General features: G+C 51.3%; 18 protein-coding genes. 2 read left to right on the forward strand and 16 right to left on the reverse strand.

Features of this window, described 5'->3' with window-relative positions; translation table 11 throughout:
- Nucleotides 1-8: 8 nt before the first annotated feature.
- Entirely contained in the window at nucleotides 9-1,820 is a 1,812-nt protein-coding gene (locus V3C10_19880; GenBank protein ID WVP61536.1) for a sensor histidine kinase, read from the reverse strand.
- 274 nt (nucleotides 1,821-2,094) lie between these two features.
- Here V3C10_19880 and V3C10_19885 point away from each other — a divergent pair, with 274 nt between their 5' ends.
- Nucleotides 2,095-3,420: a YjiH family protein gene (locus tag V3C10_19885; GenBank protein ID WVP61537.1), complete on the forward strand. Its 1,326-nt coding sequence runs from the start codon at nucleotides 2,095-2,097 to the stop codon at nucleotides 3,418-3,420.
- Nucleotides 3,421-3,520: 100 nt separating this feature from the next.
- Here V3C10_19885 and V3C10_19890 read toward each other — a convergent pair whose 3' ends face one another.
- From V3C10_19890 to V3C10_19915, 6 genes are all read right to left on the reverse strand, one after another.
- Nucleotides 3,521-3,940 (reverse strand): FeoB-associated Cys-rich membrane protein, encoded by a 420-nt coding sequence (locus V3C10_19890; protein WVP61538.1) that lies wholly within the window; start codon nucleotides 3,938-3,940, stop codon nucleotides 3,521-3,523.
- Between the two features lie 256 nt (nucleotides 3,941-4,196).
- Nucleotides 4,197-6,383 carry a ferrous iron transport protein B gene (gene feoB, locus V3C10_19895; GenBank protein ID WVP61539.1) on the reverse strand — a complete coding sequence of 729 codons (2,187 nt, stop codon included), beginning with the start codon at nucleotides 6,381-6,383 and terminating at the stop codon, nucleotides 4,197-4,199.
- A gap of 104 nt (nucleotides 6,384-6,487) precedes the next feature.
- The gene (locus V3C10_19900; GenBank protein ID WVP61540.1) at nucleotides 6,488-6,718 is read right to left on the reverse strand and encodes a ferrous iron transport protein A; all 231 of its coding nucleotides are present in this window, start codon (nucleotides 6,716-6,718) and stop codon (nucleotides 6,488-6,490) included.
- Between the two features lie 47 nt (nucleotides 6,719-6,765).
- The gene (locus tag V3C10_19905) at nucleotides 6,766-6,975 is read right to left on the reverse strand and encodes a FeoA family protein (GenBank protein ID WVP61541.1); all 210 of its coding nucleotides are present in this window, start codon (nucleotides 6,973-6,975) and stop codon (nucleotides 6,766-6,768) included.
- 377 nt (nucleotides 6,976-7,352) lie between these two features.
- On the reverse strand, nucleotides 7,353-8,150 hold the full coding sequence (locus V3C10_19910; GenBank protein WVP61542.1) for a GNAT family N-acetyltransferase: 798 nt from the start codon (nucleotides 8,148-8,150) through the stop codon (nucleotides 7,353-7,355).
- 19 nt (nucleotides 8,151-8,169) lie between these two features.
- Nucleotides 8,170-9,072, reverse strand: coding sequence for a DMT family transporter (locus tag V3C10_19915; GenBank protein WVP61543.1), 903 nt, complete (start codon nucleotides 9,070-9,072; stop codon nucleotides 8,170-8,172).
- A gap of 158 nt (nucleotides 9,073-9,230) precedes the next feature.
- Here V3C10_19915 and V3C10_19920 point away from each other — a divergent pair, with 158 nt between their 5' ends.
- Complete coding sequence (locus tag V3C10_19920) at nucleotides 9,231-9,875, forward strand: Crp/Fnr family transcriptional regulator (GenBank protein WVP61544.1); 645 nt, start codon at nucleotides 9,231-9,233, stop codon at nucleotides 9,873-9,875.
- 48 nt (nucleotides 9,876-9,923) lie between these two features.
- Here the strand turns inward: V3C10_19920 and V3C10_19925 are convergent, their stop codons facing one another.
- From V3C10_19925 to V3C10_19965, 9 genes are all read right to left on the reverse strand, one after another.
- Nucleotides 9,924-10,733 (reverse strand): MBL fold metallo-hydrolase, encoded by an 810-nt coding sequence (locus V3C10_19925; GenBank protein ID WVP61545.1) that lies wholly within the window; start codon nucleotides 10,731-10,733, stop codon nucleotides 9,924-9,926.
- A 21-nt stretch (nucleotides 10,734-10,754) separates the two neighbouring features.
- Nucleotides 10,755-12,197, reverse strand: a complete 1,443-nt coding sequence (locus tag V3C10_19930) for a DUF2812 domain-containing protein (protein WVP61546.1) — start codon at nucleotides 12,195-12,197, stop codon at nucleotides 10,755-10,757.
- 531 nt (nucleotides 12,198-12,728) lie between these two features.
- Nucleotides 12,729-13,757 (reverse strand): 2-dehydro-3-deoxygalactonokinase, encoded by a 1,029-nt coding sequence (locus tag V3C10_19935; protein WVP61547.1) that lies wholly within the window; start codon nucleotides 13,755-13,757, stop codon nucleotides 12,729-12,731.
- Entirely contained in the window at nucleotides 13,757-14,419 is a 663-nt protein-coding gene (locus V3C10_19940) for a bifunctional 4-hydroxy-2-oxoglutarate aldolase/2-dehydro-3-deoxy-phosphogluconate aldolase (protein WVP61548.1), read from the reverse strand. The genes V3C10_19935 and V3C10_19940 overlap by 1 nt, the downstream gene beginning before the upstream one ends.
- Entirely contained in the window at nucleotides 14,416-15,426 is a 1,011-nt protein-coding gene (locus V3C10_19945; protein ID WVP61549.1) for a DUF5107 domain-containing protein, read from the reverse strand. Before V3C10_19945 ends, V3C10_19940 begins: the two co-directional genes overlap by 4 nt.
- Nucleotides 15,427-15,439: 13 nt before the next feature.
- A complete protein-coding gene (locus V3C10_19950) occupies nucleotides 15,440-18,781 on the reverse strand; it encodes a DUF5107 domain-containing protein (protein WVP61550.1) in 3,342 nt (1,113 codons plus the stop codon).
- 14 nt (nucleotides 18,782-18,795) lie between these two features.
- A complete protein-coding gene (locus V3C10_19955; GenBank protein ID WVP61551.1) occupies nucleotides 18,796-19,584 on the reverse strand; it encodes a creatininase family protein in 789 nt (262 codons plus the stop codon).
- A 283-nt stretch (nucleotides 19,585-19,867) separates the two neighbouring features.
- A complete protein-coding gene (locus V3C10_19960) occupies nucleotides 19,868-20,953 on the reverse strand; it encodes a substrate-binding domain-containing protein (GenBank protein WVP61552.1) in 1,086 nt (361 codons plus the stop codon).
- Between the two features lie 45 nt (nucleotides 20,954-20,998).
- The gene (locus tag V3C10_19965) at nucleotides 20,999-22,000 is read right to left on the reverse strand and encodes an ABC transporter permease (GenBank protein ID WVP61553.1); all 1,002 of its coding nucleotides are present in this window, start codon (nucleotides 21,998-22,000) and stop codon (nucleotides 20,999-21,001) included.
- Nucleotides 22,001-22,019: the final 19 nt, after the last annotated feature.

Below are 22,019 nucleotides of genomic sequence, written 5' to 3' on the forward strand. Positions count from 1 at the left end.
CCTCGCCATTACGCCTCTGCCTCAGAGGCGTCTGCTTTTGTATCCGCCACGGCCGGGAGCGTAAACCAGAATGTGCTTCCTTTTCCCGGCTCCGATTCAAAGCAGAGTCTGGAACCGTGTGCTTCCAGGATCCGTTTGGATACGTAAAGCCCCAGTCCATAACTCTCCTTCTGTGAGGGATCCCCTTTATAGAACATATCAAAGATATACTCCCGCTCTTCCTCGCTGATTCCCATTCCCTGGTCCGTTATCTGGAACAGAAACTGCCCGTTTTCAAGCGCAATGCGGACCGTAACCGTTGAATAGGGCGCAGAATATTTCACCGCATTGCTCAGCATATTCTGCCACACGCGGATAATCTTCACATCGCTGATAAACAGTTTGCCGCTCACCTTTTCAAGGCTCCCCTCAAACAGCCGGTCGGAATTCTCCACATAGGCCTGGGCCGTCTGGTAGAGCGATTCACAGAATTCTTCCGCATAGACGGTCTCCTTATTAATCTGTTCGCTGTTCTGCGCCTCATAAGTACTGTCCAGCACATCATAGGAAATCCGTTCCAGCGTGTCGGCGCTCCTGTATATTTCCTGGATAAACCGCTCCTTCGTCTCCTCGTCTTCCACCAGGCCCGAGAGTATCCCTTTTGAATATCCCTTAATCAGGGTCAGGGACGTTCTGATGTCGTGGGACAAGGCGGACAGGAAACGCGCCGTCAGATAGGATTTCATCTCCAGGGACGCCGTCAGTGTCCTGGACTTCTGAATCAGTGCATGGGCCTCCTTGGCAAACACATTCGTATTCACATTTTCTATCGTCTCGCTGATCGAATTTCCCAGAAAATCATTCCCACTCTCCGCACTGTTGATATATTCCGTGATACTGTCGATCGGCGACGAAATTTTGTTGGAAAAATAGATACTGGCAAATATGGCGCAGCCCGATATAATCGTGCCGAATATGATAACGGACTTTAAAAGCTGGAGCGATTTCGCAGCCAGTTCCCGCCTCGGCATCACCGTATACAGCACCCAGTCATTTTGATCCATTTTCTTGTAGGAGCACACATAGTCATGGTCCACATGCTTGTAAATTTCTCCCGGTTCCTCCCCGTTCATTTCGGAGAAAAAGGGCAGCACTTCATCGGCCGGATGGCCAATCAGCGCCGGATCACGGTGGGACAGCACCAGCCCGTTCGAATCGACAATGGAGAAATAGCCGTTTTCCCCAATGGCAAAGTTTTTAATGAAACCGACAAACTTCTCCGCCCGGATAGCAATTCCGAACAGTCCCAGCATCCGTCCATCCTCGTCAAATACAGGATGTGTCGTATTAACGATGCTGGCCTGGTCGGTCAGGGCAATCAGAATATCGCTTGTCGCCGTCGTACTGCGTTTTAAGCTCTCCTGGACATATTTTCTGCTCGAAAGATCCACATACATAGCGTTGGGCATCGTCGATGAGGTGATGACGCCGTCCAGGGCCACGCAGAAAAGATCTTTATAATAATAGCTTTCCGCCTCCTGGTTCATGACCTCCATCTCATCCGTGAGATAGCGGTTCATTTCCTCCGTTTTAAGCTTCCCCTTGAAAAAATCCCTGACGCGCTGATCTTTGGACAGGGCCAGTGTTTCCAGGCGTATCTTATCCACCTGCAGTTCTATTTTTTCCTGGGCCCTTAAAATCTGGACCTCGGTAAATGTATTGGAATCCTCACTCAGAATCGAAGCAGACATTGCATAGAGAGAAGTGCACATGACAACGAGGGATAAAATAACAATGATACAGATATTCAATGTAATCTTGTTCTTCAGGTTCATTTTCATCACGGACCAGTCCTTTTTCTTTTTTTAGGGTGTTTTCATTTCCTATTTTTCCGGTTTGTCCCTTCGATTTTATCATATTCTTAACTTCTTTACTACTATTTGCCCAATTATACCATGAATCTCCTATAGATTTATGTACATTTCATATAAGATAATGTCATTATGATAGACAACGGCTGTTAATATTGTGTAAAAAAACGTTTTAGACTTTATTTATGTTATACTTTATTCACTTGATACGTATCGGAAAAATAATGATAAAGGGGAAACAGACATGGAAAAGAAAATGACTGACAATTCAAGAAGCAGCTCCAACGTAATGAAATTCGTCCTGTTAAATCTGATTGGCATCTTTATGTTCTTCATCACAATCAGTGTAGGCGGTAAAAAATCAATTCCCATCGATCATATTGTGACGGCGCTCCGCTCCATCCCTCACTTTGAGGTGGTCTATGCGGGACTGGTTGTCGTTGTGGGAGCAATCCTCCCATTCGTTCGCAAAACCTGGAACAAAGACGTGGTAACAACCATCTTTTCAATCTTTAAAGTAATCGGCATCGGTGTCGTAGGCATGGCGATCTTCGGCTGGGGACCGGAGAGCTTCCACACTCCCGACATGCTGCCGTTCGTATTTAACAAAGTAGTAATCCCGGTTACAATCCTCGTACCCGTAGGAGCCGTATTCCTCTCTTTCCTGATCAATTACGGCCTCATGGAATTCATCGGTGTATTCATGAAACCGGTTATGCGTCCAATCTGGAAGACTCCAGGGCGTTCCGCAGTCGATGCGGTGGCCTCCTTCGTAGGCAGCTATTCCGTAGGTCTTCTGATTACAAACCGCGTTTATAAAGAAGGATTTTACTCCGAAAAAGAAGCCAGCATCATTGCTACCGGTTTTTCCACCGTGTCCGCCACCTTCATGATCGTGGTTGCAAAAACCTTGGGATTGATGGATCACTGGAACCTGTATTTCTGGGCTACCCTGATTATCACCTTTGTGGTTACCGCCATCACTACCCGCATCTATCCGCTTTGCAAAAAATCGGATAAGGGCTATAACGATATGGAAGTCATTCCCGAGCCGAAGGTTGAAAAAGGAAAACTGGTGTCCACTGCCGTGGATGAAGGTTTACGTGCCTGTGCACGCGCGCCGAAATTTGTTGACGGCCTTGTGAAAAACTTTATCGACGGACTCAATATGGCGCTCAACATCGGGCCTACGCTGATGGCAATCGGTTTCCTCGGCCTTGTACTTGCGGCTTTCACTCCTGTATTTGATATTCTGGGATATTTATTCCTTCCGTTTGCCATGCTGCTGGGCTTTGGCTCTGAGGCTGCTATGGTCGCCAAGGGCTGCGCCATCAGCCTTGCCGAAATGTTCCTTCCGGCTAACATCGTAGCCGCAGGTTCTCCGGCTTCCCAGGCTGTGATCGCTATCGTGTGTGTTTCCGAGATTCTGTTCTTCTCGGCATCCATTCCGTGTATCCTCGGAACCGATATCAAACTCAGCATTAAAGATATACTGATTATCTGGTTTGAACGAGTCGTGCTGTCACTCATTCTGGCAACACCGGTAGTCTTCCTGTTGTTCCGTTTCTAGCCGGATTTGTTAAAACCGGGACATCATCCTATTCATAAAAATACCGGCGGTATGGGAAATTTTCCGTACCGCCGGTATTTTTACGGTTCCGAATCCGCGGTCAGCCCGCCTTTCGGATTTCCTTCACTTCAAATCCTTTATTTTCCACTGCTTCCTTAAGCTTTGAGTCCGTCACTTCCTCCTTCATGAACACTTCGGCTGTACCTGCCTTTAGATCCACATCTGCGCAGATGACGCCGTTTACATGGCTCAAAGCGCTCTCCACGGACTGCTTGCAGGTACTGCAGTGCATGCCGTTAATCTGAAGAGTTTTAGAAAGGCTGTTTCCTCCGGTGAACTCCCTGGCGCTTTGAACGGTCTTTACGCTGTTCTGCATACTGCAGGAGGAACTTCCCCCCGAGCAGCCGGAACAGCCGCAGCAACCGCCGCCCTTACCGCTGTAATGCCTCAGGGTGGAGCGGAGTGCCAGGAACAGCAGCGCCGCCACAACCGTTAAAATGATAATATCGATAGCCTGCATACCGCATCCTCTTTTCTGTTACTCTGTGTGATTACGTTTCTGTTACCTTTGTCTGTGCCGTCAGGACTTCCGCTGTCTTTTCAAATTCCTGCCGATTGTCCTTTTTATTATATCATATACTTTATAGATTATCACTCCGGCAAAATATAAAATCAGGAAACCGGCAACGGCATATAACATTGATCCGGATGAATCTCCCATCTCTTTTCTCCCTTTAAAACGTATCCTGAAAACGCTGAGACTTACCTGTCTTTGCTTATGCAGCAGCTTCCACGGAACTTCTGGAATAGGATTTCTGCGCCTTGTACGGATCCGGCCTGAACAACATGTAGAGCATGAATGCCAGGCAGATTAATGCAATAACCGTCCAAGCGTTAAATGCAACAACACCGGCGGCAAGGCCGCCCAACTGATAGATGCAGAGCGCAACTACGTAAGCGAAGATGTTCTGGTAAAGAATTGCGAACCAGAACCATTTTCTGGACTGGAACTGCTGTGCCATCGTGGCAATTGCCGCCAGACACGGAGAATCCAGAAGGTTAAATACCAGGAAGGAGAATGCCGCAACCGCGGACGGGAACCATGTCTGGATCGCCATCGCAACCGCATCCGGATCCTCTGAAAGCTCTTCCGACACATTGGCCAGAACACCCATTGTACTTACAATCGCTTCTTTCGCCGTAAAACCGGAAATGGAGGCCGCAACCGGCTGCCACTCGCCGAAGCCGAGCGGACGGAACAAAATGGCAATTGCGCCGCCAATTATGGAGAGAAGGGATGCAGAAGAATCTTCCACAATGCCGAAGGCCCCATTTTCAAAGCCAAAGGTCGATAATACCCACATAACCACGCAGGCCAGGAACAGGATGGTACCTGCCTTGATGATAAATCCCTTCAGACGATCCCACACATGGAGGAGCACCGTCTTGGCGGAAGGGATATGGTAAGCCGGAAGTTCCATAACAAACGGAGCCGGTTTTCCGGAAAATGGTTTTGTCTTTTTCAGCATAATAGCCGAGACAAGCACCGCGCCGATACCAAGGAAATACATCAGCGGAGCCATCATCCCGCCAATGACGGCGCTGCCCGACAGATGTCCTGCCATAACGCCGCCCATCAGTGCGATTACAGGAAGTTTGGCGCCGCAGGGAACAAAGGTGGCGGTCATGATCGTAAGCCTTCTGTCATTGTCCTGCTCAATTGTTTTACTTGCCATAATTCCAGGGATCCCGCAGCCGGAAGAAATCAGCAGTGGGATAAAGCTCTTTCCCGAAAGTCCAAAATGACGGAACACACGATCCATAACAAATGCAATTCGGACCATGTAGCCGCAGTCCTCAAGGATGGAGAGGAAGAGGAACAGGATGGCCATCTGAGGAACGAATCCGAGAACGGCTCCCACACCGCCTATTATTCCGTCCACCACAAGGCTCATAATCAGATCCGACGCCCCTGCCATTTCAAGCAGGCCGCCGGCCCAGCCCTGAACGGCTCCTACAAAGGTATCATTGGTCCAGTCTGTTACAAAGGTTCCCAGCGTTGTCACGGAAACGTAGTAAACGCCCCACATAACAAGCACGAAAATCGGAATACCCAGAATTCTGTTCGTCACAATGCTGTCAATCCGGTCAGAAACGCTCATTTTAGCCGCCGGTTTCTTTACGGTGTCCTCAATCAGTTTCTGTATGTACTGATATCTCTGATCCGTGATTACGGATTCAGCGTCGTCATCATACTCGTTTTCCAGTTCTTTTGTATAATTGGAATACCGGTTGTCTTTCTCCAGCCCAAACTGTTCCAGGACCTTGTTGTCCTGTTCCAGAAGTTTAATTGCGTACCATCTCTTTTCTCCCTCCGGGATTCCGGCAGGAAGCTCCGATTCGATCTGCTCTACTCTCGTCTCGACCCAGTTGCCGAAAATCGCCTGTACTTCCGGCGTCTTTGATGCTTTTGCCTGGTGGATTGCCGTCTCCACAACCTCGTTAAGGCCTGTTTTTCTGAGCGCAGACGTCTCCACAATCGGGCACCCCAGCCTCTTTGACAATGTCTTTACGTCAATCATGATATGATTCTTTCTCATCAGATCGGCCATGTTGAGGGCGATCACCACCGGAATTCCGGTCTCGAGAAGCTGTGTCGCCAGATAAAGGTTTCTTTCAATATTAGTCGCATCCACCATGTCTACGATGACATCCGGTTTTTCCTTTAAAATGAAATCTCTGGATACGACTTCCTCCAGTGTATAAGGGGACAGGGAGTAGATACCCGGAAGATCGGTTACATTGACTTCCTCCCCCGTCTTTCCCTCTTTCAATTTTCCCGTCTTCTTCTCAACCGTTACCCCCGGCCAGTTTCCGACATACTGATTTGCTCCCGTCAGCGCGTTAAACATGGTTGTTTTACCGCAGTTCGGGTTTCCTGCCAATGCAATATGTATTGCCATTTTTTCATCCTCCTGCCATTCTTGCAATGATATTAACGGAACTACTCATTCAAACAAAGGTTATTCATAACTAACCATCCGGCAAAATACTATGCCGTCGTGTCTCAGGCGCTTACCTCCTCGATATCCACGCAATCAGCATCATCCTTACGCAGTGAAAGCTCATACCCCCGGATTGTAACTTCAACCGGATCTCCGAGAGGCGCTACTTTTCTGACAAAGATCTCGCTCCCCTTCGTAATTCCCATATCCATAATGCGTCGCTTATAGGCGCCTTCTCCGTGGATCCTGACCACCTTTACAGTGGAACCCACTTTTGCTTCTTTCAATGTCATGACAGTGCTCCTTCCTTACCATTCATTCTCTAAAACCGTCCTCCCGGTCAGACCAGGATATGACGGGCCTGTTCTTTATTAATTGCCACTCTGGACTCCTTCACGTGGACGATTACATCACCGTTTAACTGTGTAATCAGCTTGACCGGAGTTCCCTCATTAAATCCCATAGACTGAAGATGGGAGCGCACCTCTGTATTACCGCTCACCTTCTTAATTGTGTAAGATGATCCAACCGTACCCATAGAAATCGGCATACTTACCTCCCTTTCCATGTCATCACCCTTTCGTGCATAACATTAGGACTGACAAACCAAAATTAGTTATATCTAACTCATTGATAAGGTTAGCACATACTAACTTTATTGTCAATCTCTTTTTGAGATTTTTTTCCACTATCTTCCAGAGCACTGCATTTTGTGTCCCCGTTTCTATCTTCTTTCTGTCTTGTAATCATTGCCCTGCCACTCTACTGCCAATGCTCCGGCGATCCTCTGCGGTTACTGTTCACTCCGTGCCCAGTAACACGCTGCGCGATGCACAGAAACGGCAAAAAACGCCGTTTCGCGCCGCAACCCTCGGGTTTTCTGTGACTTTCGCTACGCTCCACTCACAAAAAACACCTCGCGGAATACTACCTGTGAACAGTAACCCTCTGCGGCCTGTATACCTCAAACGCCGTATACTCCCGCTCAAAGTGGTATCCGAGCTTCTCGGCCAGCGCCAGTGAACCCCTGTTCTGTGCATCCCAGCCCGGATAAAGCCCCCTGTCCAGGCACTCCAGAATGAGCCTGGCAGCACCCGCCAGGGCAAGGCCTTTTCTGCGGTGTTCTTCCTTCGTGTCTATCTCGATCTCAATTCCGCCCAGATATACCGTATAGGAGGATACCCCCGCCACAAGAATGCCGTCATGCAGAACGGCCGTTCCCAGGCCTCTTTTTCTGTAAGTTTCCCAGTCCGGGAACTGGGAGCATAAATCCTCCGACCATTTTTCCGCCCGGGCCATGCGGTAAACCGCTTCGTCCATCATCCTCAGCTCATAGCCGGCCGGAAGCGCGGCAGCCATCTTTCTTAACTTATCCCGGTCAAAGATATCCGGCTCTTTTTTGATCGCATAGCGCACAATCTGCTTTGCATTTTCCCCATAGATCCGCCGGATTTCCTCCGACCATGCTTCATTCTCCGGAACCATGATCGTGAAGCCGGAAGCGGCCTCCTCCGGCCAGAACTCAGCCAGTTCCCCGGCAGGCTCTCCCGCCAGAAAGCTGAAATCCGCAATCGCCAGCCTGGCCGAACGCGGCTCCGTGAGGGAATCCGCCCAGGCGCTGCCCATTTCTCCCTGAAGAACCGACCATATCATCGTCTCTTCCCATCCCAGGTACAGCGGTTCCAATTTTTTAAGGTTCTCACCCGTTATATGATAGATAGCCATGATTTCTCCCCAGTTAAATTCAGGCAACCCTCTCCCGCCCCCGCGAACTGGATTTCCTGCCGGAGAGCCCCATCTGCACGAAAATACCTGCCACGATAAACATCAGGCCGATCACGGAATAGATATCAATCTCCTCTTTCAGGAACAGAGCCGAAAACAGGACTGCCATGAATGGTGTAATATAAACAAAATTTGACAAACTGGCCGTGTCCCCCTTCTGAAGGGCCAGGGCCCACATGAGAAATGCCGCGGCGTCCATAAAGACTCCAAGCCAGATGATCCCCGCCGTCTGTACCCCCGTCAGGGCAGCGGATTCTCCCTTTGCGAAGAACCAGATTCCGGAGAACAGCGCCGCCGTGAAGAAATAGACCGTCATGCTGACAAACTGATCCCTGTTGTCCTTCTTATTCAAAACATTGAACGCCCCATAGCAGACCGCCGCCAGGACACAGCTTAATATGCCTTTCAGATTTCCGCCCAAAAGCCCGGCCAGACTCCCCTTGGACGCCACAAGGACGACACCGGTAAACGAGATGGCGATTGCCATACTCTTTCTGACCGTAAATTTTTCTCCCAGCCAAAGGCAGGAAAATATCACGGTCATAACCGGCCACAGATAATTGACTATACAGGCGTCACCGGCGGTCAGTACGGAAAGCCCATAGAAATAGAGCACCGAGTACATGAACTTTCCCAGAAAACCAAGGGCAGCCATTTTCACGTAGTCTTTTACCCCGTACTCTAAAAATTTTTTACCTTTTCCCGTCGCCAGATTGACGGCAGCCAGAAATATAAAGGCAATGAGAGAGCTTAAGAATACCGTTTTCTCATTGCTCAGTCCGTTTAATAAAAGTTTTGCAAAAGGCGGCATCATTCCCCACAGAATAATGGTTCCCCCCGCCATCATATACTCTTTCTTCATCCCCGTTCTCCCTTTTGTTATTACTGCTTTACAGTATAACGCAAGGGCTTTTCACAAACTGTAATCTATGCTACAATTATCACAGAATCCGTTACAGTCCGGCCTTCGGCTAAACTGTAATAAATGATGCGCGAAAAGGAAAAGCGGAAAGGAAAAAAATGATGATAAAAGTACCGGAGTCCCTGTTCTTCTATTTTGAACGGGCCGGAATCACAAGAACGGTTCCTCCCGGCGGTATCGTCTATATGCAGGGCGAACCGGCCGGAACCATCTACCTGATCAAAAAAGGCCGCGTCCGGATCTACTATATGGGCGACGACGGCAGGGAAATTACACTCGCCGTCATGGAGGCGGGCCGTCTCGTAGGAGATTCCTCCTTCCTGTCCCAATCCTCCCGTCCCACCACGGTAAGCGCGGTCAATGAAGTGACTCTTATCTCATGCACGGCCCAGAGCCTTATGCCGTACCTGATGAAATCGGAGGAACTGTGCCTCATTCTGTTTCAGCTTCTCACCGATTCCTGCAACCACCTCTGCAGTCAGGTAAAACGCCTGACACTCTATGACCGGCGGCAGAAGGTGGCCAGTTTTCTTCTGGAAGAAACGGAATACCCGAATCCGGACAAGGGCATCATCGGTTCCACCCTGCCCTATTCCCATGAGGAGCTGGCAATCTGTGTCGGACTGAACCGCGTGACCGTGACAAAAATCCTGAACGAATTCTGCGGTCTCGGCTACATTGGCCTGGGATACCGCAAAATCACCGTCACAGACCGAACAGGCCTGGAAAGTCTCTTCCCCTGACCAGTTCCGCCCGCGGCGGTGAAAGACTGCCGCCTCACGGCAGTTAAATCACAAAACAATCCTAAGCCCTACTCCCACTTCCTCAACGGGAAGAACCTCGTTCATTTTCGCCTTGGCCCTGAAGGAAACGCAGTGGCAGGGGTAGAAGGAACTTACATTCAGCCTCCCAAGGTATTCTATCGTCCGTTCCAGCCGGCTGTCCGTGTCAAACAGATGGAAACCGCCCAGAATTCCGGCAATGCGCCTCTCGCCGCAAACTTCCATCGCATATTCCGTTATGTTGCAGATCCCGCTGTGGGAACAGCCCGTGACAATGAAAAGGCCCTGATCCGTTTTCAGCGCCAGCGCCGAATCATCCATCACATAATCCCGCTCCTTTATTCCCCGTATTTTGCAGGTTCCAATCTGTTTTCTCGTTTCAAAATCATTCTTCTGCGGGATTTCCCCCAGGAAGACACAGTTTTCAGTAATAAAATACGGAGCGGCGCTCGGTCTGTATCTGCCTGCCCTCCTCACCTCGTCTTCCGTGAGGGGCGAACCGATATCCAGGCCGGTTTCATCCGTCTTCTCGTCGAAACACCCGGGATGTGCAATGATTTCCACATTCCTTAAATCATTCTTCTCCGCCAGCCAACAAAAACCTCTCGTATGATCATTGTGTCCATGCGAAAACACCAGATGCGTGATTGCTTCCAGTTCGATTCCCATCTTCGACGCATTCGAGATGAATGCCGAAGAATAACCGGTATCAAAGAGGATGCGGCAGCCGTCTGCTTCTATATAATAGCTGACTGCCGGTTCTCCCAGAAAATATTGATCGATATACGTATTATTGTCTGCTAATACCCTGATTTCCATCTTATTAAAACCATCCCTGTCTTATGATTGCGCCGCTGCCCTGACGGATCCGTTTTCGGCGCTCTGTTGTTTTTCTTCCAGTCTTTCCAGTTCCTTCAGAAGCTTTCCGTCCTGAGGATTAAACGAGCGCTCATCATAGGTATTGAGAAAATAAATGACCACCTTTTCTCCGCTCACCCCTATGATTTCTTTGGCCGTCTGAGTAAGATAGTACTTCATTTCTCCTTTCGTGTCCAGCAGAACGCCGCCATCAAGGGACAGCTTCTTCTGTTTGAGATAGAGGTTCAGATATGTTTCTTTTTTTAATTCGGCCTGAACCGTCCCTATATATCTGCTGTTTTTTTCGTAATCCTCTTTTCTTATATCCCGCGCATCCTCCGTATCCTGCCTGTAGAAGATAACCCGCTCCGACCGGCATGCCATATTGGATGTGTCGATATAGAAACTGTATTCCTCTTCTCCCCATCCCAGCTCCTCCGGTCCCAGTCCCAGGGAAATCACTTCCCGCTCCTGCGCCGTGCTCCCCATGAGCCAGTCCGCACCCGAGGGCGCGTAACGGTACGTTCCCTGGTACGGATAAAAGCAGAACGCCGCAATCAGCAGCAGGGACGGTATTATGGAAATAAAACGCTTCACGCCATAATTCCGATCCCTCTTTTTTTTATATTCCTGATACAGAAATATCATATATACCGCCGTCACCAGAAATGCCGCCGCAGAAAGAGCCGTAGTCCTGAATGCCAGACTCTTCAGTCCGCAGGTAATCCCGATGATACCGACCACCATGCTTCCCACTGTATTCAGCGTCATCTCATCCCAAAACAGATAGAATTCCGGAACGCTTCCCGTCTCTCTCCGGTACCGTTTTGCTTCCCTCTGTCTGAGCTTCGTCGCGGCGGCGGGAGTCTCCCAAATCCAGAACAGTGTAAGAGCGATACAAAGGCAGGACACGAACTCCAACGGTTCATAATGATGATTTCGGCGAATCGGATTGATGGCAAAGAGGAACAGGTAGGGAATCGCCAGCAGTAAATTCATCAGGACCATGCCAAGCAGGGCCTTATTCTCCTCTTTTACGGTCACTTCACGTGGTCCCTCCGGACAGCAGGGAGGATATACCGTGTATGGCACAGTGGGACGCTCCTCTTCCCTACTGTAGAAAACCACGAGGTTTTTAAGCGCCGCGTCATAAATCCAGCCGCTCTCCTCCCACCGCTGCCGAAACTCCAAAAACTGCTCCGTCTTTTCCTCTTCCTTTGTCACCTTCTTACCGTATATTCCGATTGAAAAATGGTATTTCCCCTGAGCCGTCATCAGGAAATCCCCTCTTTGGCCAAAATTGGAGAGCATCTTAATCAGATAGCCTTCTGCCGCTTTCCGTTCAAAAAAGCGTTCCAGTTGTTCCGTCTCCGTAAGGCTGTACGGAATGCGGAATGAGTCATAATCTTTTACCAGTCCGGACATATGGAGTCCTCCTTTCTGTATTTCAGACGCATGAAAATCCACCCTTATTACTCCGGATATTGTTACTATTCACAGCCCTGCAAAAAAACGCAGTTCTGTAAACAGCATCACGCTTCGCGATGCACAGAAACGGTAAAAAGCACCGTTTCGCGCCGTACAACTCGGGATTTTCACGCAAAATACGCGTGAAAACACCTCGCGGAATAACGGCTGTGAATAGTAACCGGATATTACTTCTGAGCACATCCTTCTTCTACTCTTATCTTATCATACCGGGCTGCTGGAAGATCCTTACAAAAAGAGTGAATTTCTTACAGTTTCGCTCGAGTGCGCATCCTGCCCGGATGGCTTTTTATAGCATAGGTGTCCTATGAAACAACGAAAAGTACGCTTTGCGAACTTTTCATTGCCACTCAACAACGAAAAGCACGCTTCGCGAACTTTTCATTGCCACTCAATAAAAAATGGCCGGGATAAGCTTTTCACTCTTTCCCAACCATCTTTCAATATTTTATATCATTTTATATCTTATTAAACGTAAGTATCCCGAACATGGGCTCCCCTGCCCGCATCCGCCACAATCAGCGCGCCCAGAGCCGAAAGCGGGAGCTTCGAATCGGGATAAAATTCCTGGATATCCTTATAATAGCCGTCCTCTCTCAGCAAATCCGCAAATGCCCTTCCAAGCGGGAATTTCCCGCTGACAATAACGGGAACGTCACAGTCCGTCCAGGGCCTCCCGGACCTTTTCAGCGCTTCGATATCATTCTGCAAAACGGCTCCCAGAAGAAAACACGCAATCTTCCGGTGATCCGGCTCCACAAACTGATTCAAAATTCTGGCCTGGAAACATGCACGGGAAAAACCGGCCGCTGCCGCCGCCCTGCTGCCCTCAAGCACCATTGAGAGATCATAGGCATCCGGCTCCACAAAACCGTTCCCTACCGCATCGGCAATGACCGTGTGATGCGTCACCGCTGACAGCAGCTCCCCGCTGAGCGTGGTAAGGCAGCCGCTGATCTGCCCTTTTTCATTCATTGCCACAAGCTTCATATGAGAACCGGGCAATACAAGCAGACAGGGCCTGCCCTTGGGATACGCCTCCAATACGGCAATGCTCTCCACTTCCTCGCCGCGCATCATGTCCATTGTCCGGTAATGATCCATTGTAAGCGGAGCATTACAGTTTTTCACGCCGGGGATAAACAGGATTGGAAGCGGGCATACATCCTCGATCCGAACTTCCCGCATCCGCCCTGCCAGCTCAAGGGCTCCGGCCGGAGCCGTCACATGCGGAATCTCATACAGGCCGGAGCCGGACGTGATCATTCCGCTGGCAATCACCTGCTCCACCTCGTCAAAACCGGTAAGATGATTCTCCACCAGACGGTGAATACAGGTTCTGACCGCCTCCTTCAGTTTCCCGTTATGGCCATCCACGGCCGTATCTTTTACTCCCGTCCGGGACATCTCGGCCGCAACGAATTCCCGGTTTCCGTCGATGAGAACGGCTCTGGTATTAGTCGTCCCTCCGTCGATCGCGATTGTATACTTCTTCATCAGCCACCCGCTTCCCGTGCCTTTTCCACAAACTGTCCGGCCAGCTTTTCCAGCTCCTCGTAGCGTTCTTCCTGAATCAGCCTGGCATCCGTAAGGCATGAGCCCAGCCCGGCCCCGGTAAATCCGGCCCGCAGATAATCGGTCAGGTTATGTAGTCCAATCCCGCCTACTGCCAGCATCGGGATATGATTTACGGGTGCAAAAATTGCTTTGCAGTACGAAAGCCCCATATTGCCGGCCGGGAACAGCTTCACAAGGGCGGCGCCGTGTTCATATGCCAGGGCAATCTCCGACGGGGTAAGCGCTCCGGGGACGGACGAAAGCCCCAGCCGATCCGCCTCTTCCAGCACGGATATGTTCACATTGGGCGCCAGGATAAACTCCGCCCCGCTCTCATATGCCGCCTGAACTTCAGCGGCCGACATGACGGTCCCCGCGCCAATCCGCATCCGGCCGCCGAAGCTTCGTTTCAGCTCAGAGATGATCTCTTTTGTATCTGCAATCCTGGTATCCGACTTCTGGTTGAACGTTACCTCCAGACAGCGGATGCCGCCCCGGTACATTGCCTCCGCAGCCGGTACCGCCCGCGCCTTCTCCACTCCGCGCATAATCGCGATGAGCTTGTGTTCCTCAACCACACGAATCATTTCTTCTCTCTTCAACGGATTTCTCTCCTTCCCTCCCCCATCTGCCATCCCGGTTTCCACGGATACAACCGGATTTCCAGGTCAAACGCCATCACTTCTCCCGGCTGCAGCACCCGCAGGCGTTCATTGGCCGCGGCCGTCCCGATGCTGTCGTAATAGCCGCTGGCCGGTTCAAATGCACAGTTTTTATCGCCCCTGTATCCCCCCGTTGTAATCCAGAATCCAAGGTAGGGCAGCTCTTTCTCATCGTACTTAAGGTCTGCCGCCATCCCCGCCGAAGGATAGATAAAACCGCATTTTCCTTCCTTTACCTCTCCCCGCACGTAATATTTCTCCATTCCTTCCGTCTCCGCTCCCGGCACCCGGGTAAAATCCCAGGCACCCGGTTCCGGCGAGTGGGAAAATTGGTGAACCGTCCCGGCCGGACCGAGATGCCCCGAATCCAGAACCGCCTCGATCTCCCTCGTCCCAGCCGGATATACCAGCCGCATATCCGGCATATAGACAACCAGGCAGTGACAGGCCCAAATACAGGGAAGAGCATCCCTGCCCAGATTTTCTATCCGGTAGCTGCAATGCAGCGTATCCCCGCGGAGCGACAGGCGTTTTTCATACCGGTACGGCAGTATTTTACTCTGATAGCTTAAACAAAGTCCCTCTCCGTCTGCCAGGCAGTCAAACCCGGCAGACCAGATTTCACCGTGATCCGGATAAGCCACCTCCCGTCCGCCTATGGTAACGAATCCCGGATCAATCGACGGAAATGCGTCGTCAAAGCCGCAAGCCTCAAATTCCTCAAACGGACTTCCCGGCTCCGCCTTTTTAAAGTCCTTCCTGGGATTCTGGAACAATAATTCAAATCCGGTTTCCCTGGATTTTAAAGACAATACTTTTCCTCCGTGGCCTGGGAAAACGATGCAGGTTAACCGTTCACTGTTCAGTTCCCAGGCCGGTTCCCCAAAAAATTCTATCTGCTTTACTTTATCGGCCCATCCGGCCGGTTCCTTTGCATGATCCATCATTCGATCCCCATCCTTAAAAGTTTCCGGTCCTCAAAAGCTCCCGGTGCAGATGCACGCCCGGATGGTTTATGTCAAGCGCCTCAGCCTCGGCAAAACAGCGTTCCGCTTCCATTGTCTCCCGTTTGCCCAGAAGGCCCAGGCCGCGCATAAACAGGCAGTGCACCCGGTTACGGCGGTCCAAATCATCCTCAAAAATCATTAAATCCGGCAGGGAAACGGCAAAATAGTCGATCGTCACATGATCATCCAGATGCGTCTCGCCATAGTCGATCAGCCGGTGGAACCTTCCGTCCGCCTCCGCCTTTTTAGACAGCGCGGCCAGCGCAAGGCCCTGATAGAAGATTGTTTCCGGCGGCTGGTCATTATAATACATCATCCCGGCCGGCTCCGACAGGCCCGAGGCCGCATGGAGAAAGCATTCCTCCGCTTCCTTCTCTTTTCCCATCGCCCGATATGCTTTTCCCATATAATAATAGATGTCATTTTCCTGCGCCCCCGCAAGTTTTCCTTCACCCAGGTTATGCGGATAGCAGAGCGCCCGTTTAAACAGTTCCAGCGCCCCCGGGGCATCCCCGGCCCGCAGGGCCGCTCTTCCCAGACCCGATACCGCGCAGACATACTGAGCCGGTACCTTGCCTTCTCCGCCCTCCCATGGATGAAAATGGCGGCCCTCAATTAATTCCAGGGCCTTATCATGTCTTCCAAAGTAGTTGCAGAGTGTAATATACTCCAGATACAGATCATCCCTCTCCGTCACCACATCCAGATGGGCCTCATAAGCGGCAAGCCGTTTCTCCGGCGTTACTCCCATTCTTTTACAGAGCTGGTCAAGCTCCATGAACACCCGGGCGTCGGACGGATCAAGTTCAAACGCCCTTTTTAGTTCCTCCGCCGCCTCCTGTTTCCGATCCATTTTGTTGTAATACGCCAGTGACAAATTGCGGTGTACCGTGGCAAAACCGGGTTCCAGTTCCCGGCTCTTCTCCCAGCAAGTTACCGCTTCTTCGTACTGTCTCTTGTCATACCAGAGATTTCCCAGATAGTAAAATGCTTTTGCATCCTCCGGGTTTTCCTCCACGGCTCTCTGAAGGACAATCAAATCTTCCAGGCGGTGCGGGAAACAGTAAGCGGCATCATCCAGGGCCGCTGCCAGACGGTATCTCTCCGCCTCCTGCTCCTTTCCCGCTTCTTTGCAGACATAAGCCAGGTGGTAGTGGATCAGCGGATATATCTTGTCCCCCCACAATTCACACGGCAGACCAAGAATATCCTCCGCTTCACGGTAAAGACCGGCGTCACTGTATTCAAGCGACAGCTCAATGGTCCAGTTGGGACTCACAGAGAGACGCTGCGCCAGGGCTTTTCTGCCCTCCCCGTCCCTATTTATCAGACACAGCTCATAGCAGGCCGCAAAATCCATTCCGTCGATTAAAAGCGTTTCCTTTGCCGCGGCGGCCGCCTCCTCTGTTCTGCCAAGCCTCCGAAGCAGCGCCGTCTTAAGCGTCCTGGCCTCCAGATTATGGGCTTTTGTGCTCAGGGAACGCTCAGCATGGGCCAGCCCCTCCCCGAATTTTCCCTCCATCGCGCAGATACAGGCCATATGGTAAAATCCGCCCGACTGCCAGGCGTCATTCCAGACCGCCTTATAGAAGCTGTCGTATGCCTCCGGCAGTTTTCCCATGAGTTTCCGGCAAACTCCCAGAAGATAGAACGGCTCTCCGTCGCCGGGATTGGGATTCAGACGCGTCAGTTTTTCTGCCGCTCTCTCCAGATATTTTTCCGCCCGCGAAAACTGCCCCTGTCCCATGAGAAGCTTTCCGTAGGCGCAGTTTATCCTGGCATCCGTCGGATCGCGGCGCAGCCCCTCGCTGTAATATGCCTCCGGCCGGTACGTGGCGTGACGGTATTGCTCAATATGCTGTCCGGCTAAAAACAGCTCCTCATTGGTCCTCACCGCCTCCGGCTCCGGAATTGGGACGGCCGGGTCCGGAATCTTCGGGATCTCCTTACTCTCCGGGGTATAGGAAACAAGCTCGCCGCCGGTATTGTCACAAACCGTCAGAGTAATCGCCTCCGGCGCATGTCCGCCTGTGGGAGCCTCATCCGCAAACGTCTGCACCGGCGACAAATCCGTCTCGGCGTGATAAAGGACAACCGTTCCGTTTTCCGCCGTCAGCGTCACCGTGCAATGCGGATAAACCGCTGTGGCGTACACGGTAAACCGGGCGGTTCCATCCGTTATCTCCAGGCCGGCCGCCGCCTTATGTGTGGCGTTCTTTACCATTCCCACATCTTTATAAGGCATGAAATACTGGGTGAATACCTTCTCCTCATAAGGCGCCAGCCATGAAAAATCGGGCTGGTTGTCGGTATAGCACCCCGTCATTAACTCTATATAAGGTCCGTCTGTATCCGTTAAATTCCGATCCCATGCCTTGCCGAAATCTCCGCAGCCCCAGGTCCACTGTTTCTTTCCCGGCGCGATATGGTGGTCCGCCACATGCAGAATTCCGGCTTTTTTTCCGTGATCGTATCCGCCAACAAAATCGTAATCGGAATGATACGCCATATAAGAGGTGGGAACGGGGATATTTTTATAGCGGGAAATATCCACGCCGGCCGAATAATCCTGCTTATAATAGGTTCCCGTTGCAACAGGAAAACGCGATACGGCCCTTTTTCCGTGATCCATCACCGCGTGGACATCCGGAGGGAAGACCGACTGCGTATCATCGCCGGCCGGTACCGCCGGATTGGCCCACCAGAGAAAGGTCTGCGGCACACTGATCCTGTTAAAAAGCTGCGCGTCAATCCGGATATAGGCCTTGTCCGGAAACAGGGTAAACCCTGCCATTCCCTTGGTGCGGAACATATTCTCAATCTCCCCCACCCAGATGGTGCAGCTTCCGTCCTCCGACTCAGTCAGCTTATAATCCACCGGATCAAAGGTGCTGGGACGGTGGTGCTGCGGCCAGTTGAACTCAATCCCGCCCGAGATCCACGGCCCGGTAAGACCGACAAGCGCCGGCTTTATGACGTGATTATAGTAAACAAAATCGTATTTGTTTGTCTTGTCGTAGGCGCGCTGTATTCTGCCTCCCAGTTCCGGCAGTACCATGACAAAAAGATACCGGTTCTCCAGGCAGAGAGCCTTGTAAGACTGGTCCTTCTTCTCATCCGTAATTTTATCAATCACCGGGTGGGGATATACTTTTCCCGAGCTTCCCTGATACACCCGTTTTTCCAGAAACATGGGATTCTTGTCCGGCTTTCCCACCTGGTAGGTCGGGATGATCACTTCCTGCTCCCATATCCGGACTCCCTGCTCCACATGACGCAGCACTTGTTCCAGCATGACGTTTCCTCCTGTCATTTCAAATTCTCAATGGCCTCTGATACAACGGCGGTACATTGCAGAACCGCAAATTCCAGCAGACGCTCTCCCAGCTCCGCCGTGGAATCTCTCGGATCATAGCGCACACTGTAATCCTCATTCGGTCCGTTTATAAAGGTCTCATTGTCTACAATGGCAAACTTCGTATTATATAACTTTTCCGGTTTTGGCGGGAGGGCCGATAAATCCACCCCCTCCGGGCATACCGCCTGCATAATTGCAGTCTCCGCCAGTCCTGCATGTCCGATTCCCACCCCGCAGCCGTCAAACAGGGCCAGGATTGTAAGAACGCGGACCTTCCCCCGCTCCGTATATTCTTCCGACAGACGCTCCAAAATCTCTATCTGCCGGTCCGCTCCGTGGCCGTTCAGCAAAACGATTAATTTATATCCCATCCGGCATAGAAACTCTATATGCTGGCGGATTACCGCCTCAAACAGCTCCGGCGGCCAGTACATGCTCTTTACCGCGTTCCCGGGGAAATCCATCCCCGTAATCTGCTCATTTCCCTGAAAGCCCAGTTTCCGGAGCGTTTCCGGCGTTCTGGGGCTTTCCGTCCCGATGTAGAGGGGAGGATAGACCGTCCCTCCCGTGCGGGCGGCGGACCGTTTTGCCACTTCATAGGCATTTGCCGTATCCATCCCCATTCCCATGTGGGGACCGTGCCATTCCATCGACCCGACCGGCAGGTAAACAAGCGGTTTTTCCCTCTTCGCCGCCTCAAGCCGGGACGGGATCATCTCTTCAAACTTGATTATATTCATTTTATTCACCTTCCGTCAGGCTCTGAAAAGATAGAAAGGAACAGTTCAGCCTTGATGCATTCCGCGAGGTGTTTTCACCTGTTTTTCGTGAAAATCCCGAGTTATGCGGCGCGAAACGGCATTTTTGCCGTTTCTGTGCATCTTTTGTTGCAGTTTTGCCGAAGGCTGAACTGTAACGATAGAAAGTACGCCGCAGCGTACTTTCTATTGACCTGTCCTTAGTGGTATATCGACCTGTTTTTATTCGCTCAGACATTGCTGTCCGGCCGGATAGAAACAGACTCTAGTTCACATACTCCGGCATAATGGCTGCCAGATCGTCGCCAGGTTCCACAATCACAGCGTCCACCGCGTATTTTTCCGGAATCGGGGTTCCGTTCTGAAGGTAATCCAGCATGGCCTGAGCCGCTGTTCCGCCAACGCCCTTTGCGGAAAAATATGCCGCCGCCTTGAATGGGGAATTCTCTTTTGCAAATTCGTCAGGAGCCAGATATCCGCCGAGTCCTACGCATACGGAATCTTTTTCAAGTCCGGCCGCTTCCAGTGCCCGGGCCGCGCCCTGGGCGCCTTCGTCGGAAACGCCTAACACCAGCCATTTTTTAATCTGGGGATTGCCTGTAATAACCGTGGAAGCTGCCGTGTTGCCCTGCTCCGTGCTGGTGTCGTGATCCGCCTTAAAGATACGGTTGTCCGGGAAGTCCGGAATCGCCTCTTTTAACTTGGCAAGCTGGCCTTCCGTACGCGGCACACAGCTTGAAACAGTGTCCGCCGTAAGAAGCATCACGCCAAACGTATCATCCTTATCAAGTCCGTTCTCTGTTATATACTTGGCGGCCCATTCGCCTACTGCCGCGCCGATATTATATCCGTCGATTCCAACCCACGGCGCAAGCAGGGTGCCGTCCTCCGTCTGAAGCGCATCATCCACTGCAATTACCGGGATATTGGCTTCCTTTAATTTATCCACCGTCGTCTGGCTCAGGTTCTGATCCGGAAGGCACACCAGTACGCCGTCCACCTTGTCTGCGATACAGTTGTCAATCATCTGCATATAGGTGGCGCCGTTCTGTTTGGCATCCATATACTTCCATGTTCCGCCTGCCGCTTCCACTACTTCCTGGGAGGCCTTCCCCTCCTGGATGAACCAGGTAGCGTCTCCCATCTTATAAATACCGGCAATGACATAATTCTCTTTTGTACCGTCCTGTGTTTCCTCCGCTGCCTTCGTATCCTCTGCTGCGGTACTTTCCACCGCCTCCGCCTTTGTCTCCGGCGCCGCCGTGCCGGCCGTCTGGCTTGTTCCGCATGCCGTCAGCAGGCTGAACGCTGCTGCCGCTGCCGCCATCTTTGCAATCTGCATTTTCTTCATTTTACTCTCTCCTTTTTTTCATAATATGATATGTTTATCTCAGCATCAGGGCTGAGCAGTAACCTTCATACTCTCCTCCAACAGTTTTTTACTCCTCATTCTCTTACGGTAGAAGTCGAATGCCAGCGCCACTACAAGCAGGGAACCCTGGGCTACGTTCTGCCAGAAAACCTGCACATTCAGCATGACAAGACCCGTATTAAAGCACTGTAAGATCAGCATGCCGATAAATGTCCCCAGCATGGTCCCCACGCCGCCGGTGAACGCCGTGCCGCCCAGTACCGCCGCCGTAGCCGCGTCAAATTCCAGACCGTTGCAGGCCGAAGGCTGCCCCGAATTCATCCTGGCCGCCAAAAGCACTCCGGCCAGGGCTGCCAGCCCTCCCGACATAATATAGAGTTTAAAACGAATCAGCATGGGACTTAACCCGGCCAGGCGGGCTGCGTACGGATTACCTCCCAGTACGTAGATGCTCCGGCCGAAAAATGTCTTTTTCAGCACAAATCCAAACACAAGAAACGCCACAATTAATATAATGACCGGCAGAGGAATAATTCCAAACAGCCGGAATGTGCCGAACTTAATAAACATCTGGCTGCTGACGGCTACCGCTTTGCCGCCGCAGATAATATAGGCAAATCCCCTCACGATGGACATCGTGGCCAGCGTCGCAATAAACGGCTGCAGATTCAGGAAATTCACGGCTACCGCATTAAACGCCCCGATCACGCACCCGGCCAGCACCGCGGCCAGTATGGCCAGAACCGGATGAAAACCTGCCTTTACCAAAACGGCTCCAAGCACGCCGGCAAAAGCCGCCACCGACCCGGCCGATAAATCAATCTGGTTGGCAATGATCAGATTCGTCTCTGCAATCGCCACAAACCCGGTCAGGGAACAGGCCACCAGAATATTGATAAAGTTCTGCACTGTAAGGTAGTTCTTATTAAATACGGAAAATACAACCACGAGGAGTGCAAGCGCAATGATCAGGCTGATCTTTTCCGCAAAGTCGCTTTTTTTCAGTTTCGTCATAAAATGATCCATGTTTACCCCCATATATCAG

It is taken from the genome of [Clostridium] symbiosum, from assembly GCA_036419695.1.
GTDB lineage: Bacteria > Bacillota > Clostridia > Lachnospirales > Lachnospiraceae > Otoolea > Otoolea symbiosa_A.

What these genes read in the sequence shown, in the direction of transcription:
- V3C10_19905 (WVP61541.1), bottom strand. Translation starts at nt 6,975, where the DNA reads ATGCCGATTTCTATGGGTACGGTTGGATCATCTTACACAATTAAGAAG.
- V3C10_19890 (WVP61538.1), bottom strand. Translation starts at nt 3,940, where the DNA reads ATGCAGGCTATCGATATTATCATTTTAACGGTTGTGGCGGCGCTGCTG.
- V3C10_19925 (WVP61545.1), bottom strand. Translation starts at nt 10,733, where the DNA reads ATGGAAATCAGGGTATTAGCAGACAATAATACGTATATCGATCAATAT.
- V3C10_19955 (WVP61551.1), bottom strand. Translation starts at nt 19,584, where the DNA reads ATGAATATAATCAAGTTTGAAGAGATGATCCCGTCCCGGCTTGAGGCG.
- V3C10_19960 (WVP61552.1), bottom strand. Translation starts at nt 20,953, where the DNA reads ATGAAGAAAATGCAGATTGCAAAGATGGCGGCAGCGGCAGCAGCGTTC.
- V3C10_19880 (WVP61536.1), bottom strand. Translation starts at nt 1,820, where the DNA reads ATGAAAATGAACCTGAAGAACAAGATTACATTGAATATCTGTATCATT.
- V3C10_19965 (WVP61553.1), bottom strand. Translation starts at nt 22,000, where the DNA reads ATGGATCATTTTATGACGAAACTGAAAAAAAGCGACTTTGCGGAAAAG.
- V3C10_19945 (WVP61549.1), bottom strand. Translation starts at nt 15,426, where the DNA reads ATGATGGATCATGCAAAGGAACCGGCCGGATGGGCCGATAAAGTAAAG.
- V3C10_19885 (WVP61537.1), top strand. Translation starts at nt 2,095, where the DNA reads ATGGAAAAGAAAATGACTGACAATTCAAGAAGCAGCTCCAACGTAATG.
- V3C10_19910 (WVP61542.1), bottom strand. Translation starts at nt 8,150, where the DNA reads ATGGCTATCTATCATATAACGGGTGAGAACCTTAAAAAATTGGAACCG.
- feoB (WVP61539.1), bottom strand. Translation starts at nt 6,383, where the DNA reads ATGGCAATACATATTGCATTGGCAGGAAACCCGAACTGCGGTAAAACA.
- V3C10_19935 (WVP61547.1), bottom strand. Translation starts at nt 13,757, where the DNA reads ATGAAGAAGTATACAATCGCGATCGACGGAGGGACGACTAATACCAGA.
- V3C10_19950 (WVP61550.1), bottom strand. Translation starts at nt 18,781, where the DNA reads ATGCTGGAACAAGTGCTGCGTCATGTGGAGCAGGGAGTCCGGATATGG.
- V3C10_19930 (WVP61546.1), bottom strand. Translation starts at nt 12,197, where the DNA reads ATGTCCGGACTGGTAAAAGATTATGACTCATTCCGCATTCCGTACAGC.
- V3C10_19915 (WVP61543.1), bottom strand. Translation starts at nt 9,072, where the DNA reads ATGAAGAAAGAGTATATGATGGCGGGGGGAACCATTATTCTGTGGGGA.
- V3C10_19900 (WVP61540.1), bottom strand. Translation starts at nt 6,718, where the DNA reads ATGACATTGAAAGAAGCAAAAGTGGGTTCCACTGTAAAGGTGGTCAGG.
- V3C10_19920 (WVP61544.1), top strand. Translation starts at nt 9,231, where the DNA reads ATGATGATAAAAGTACCGGAGTCCCTGTTCTTCTATTTTGAACGGGCC.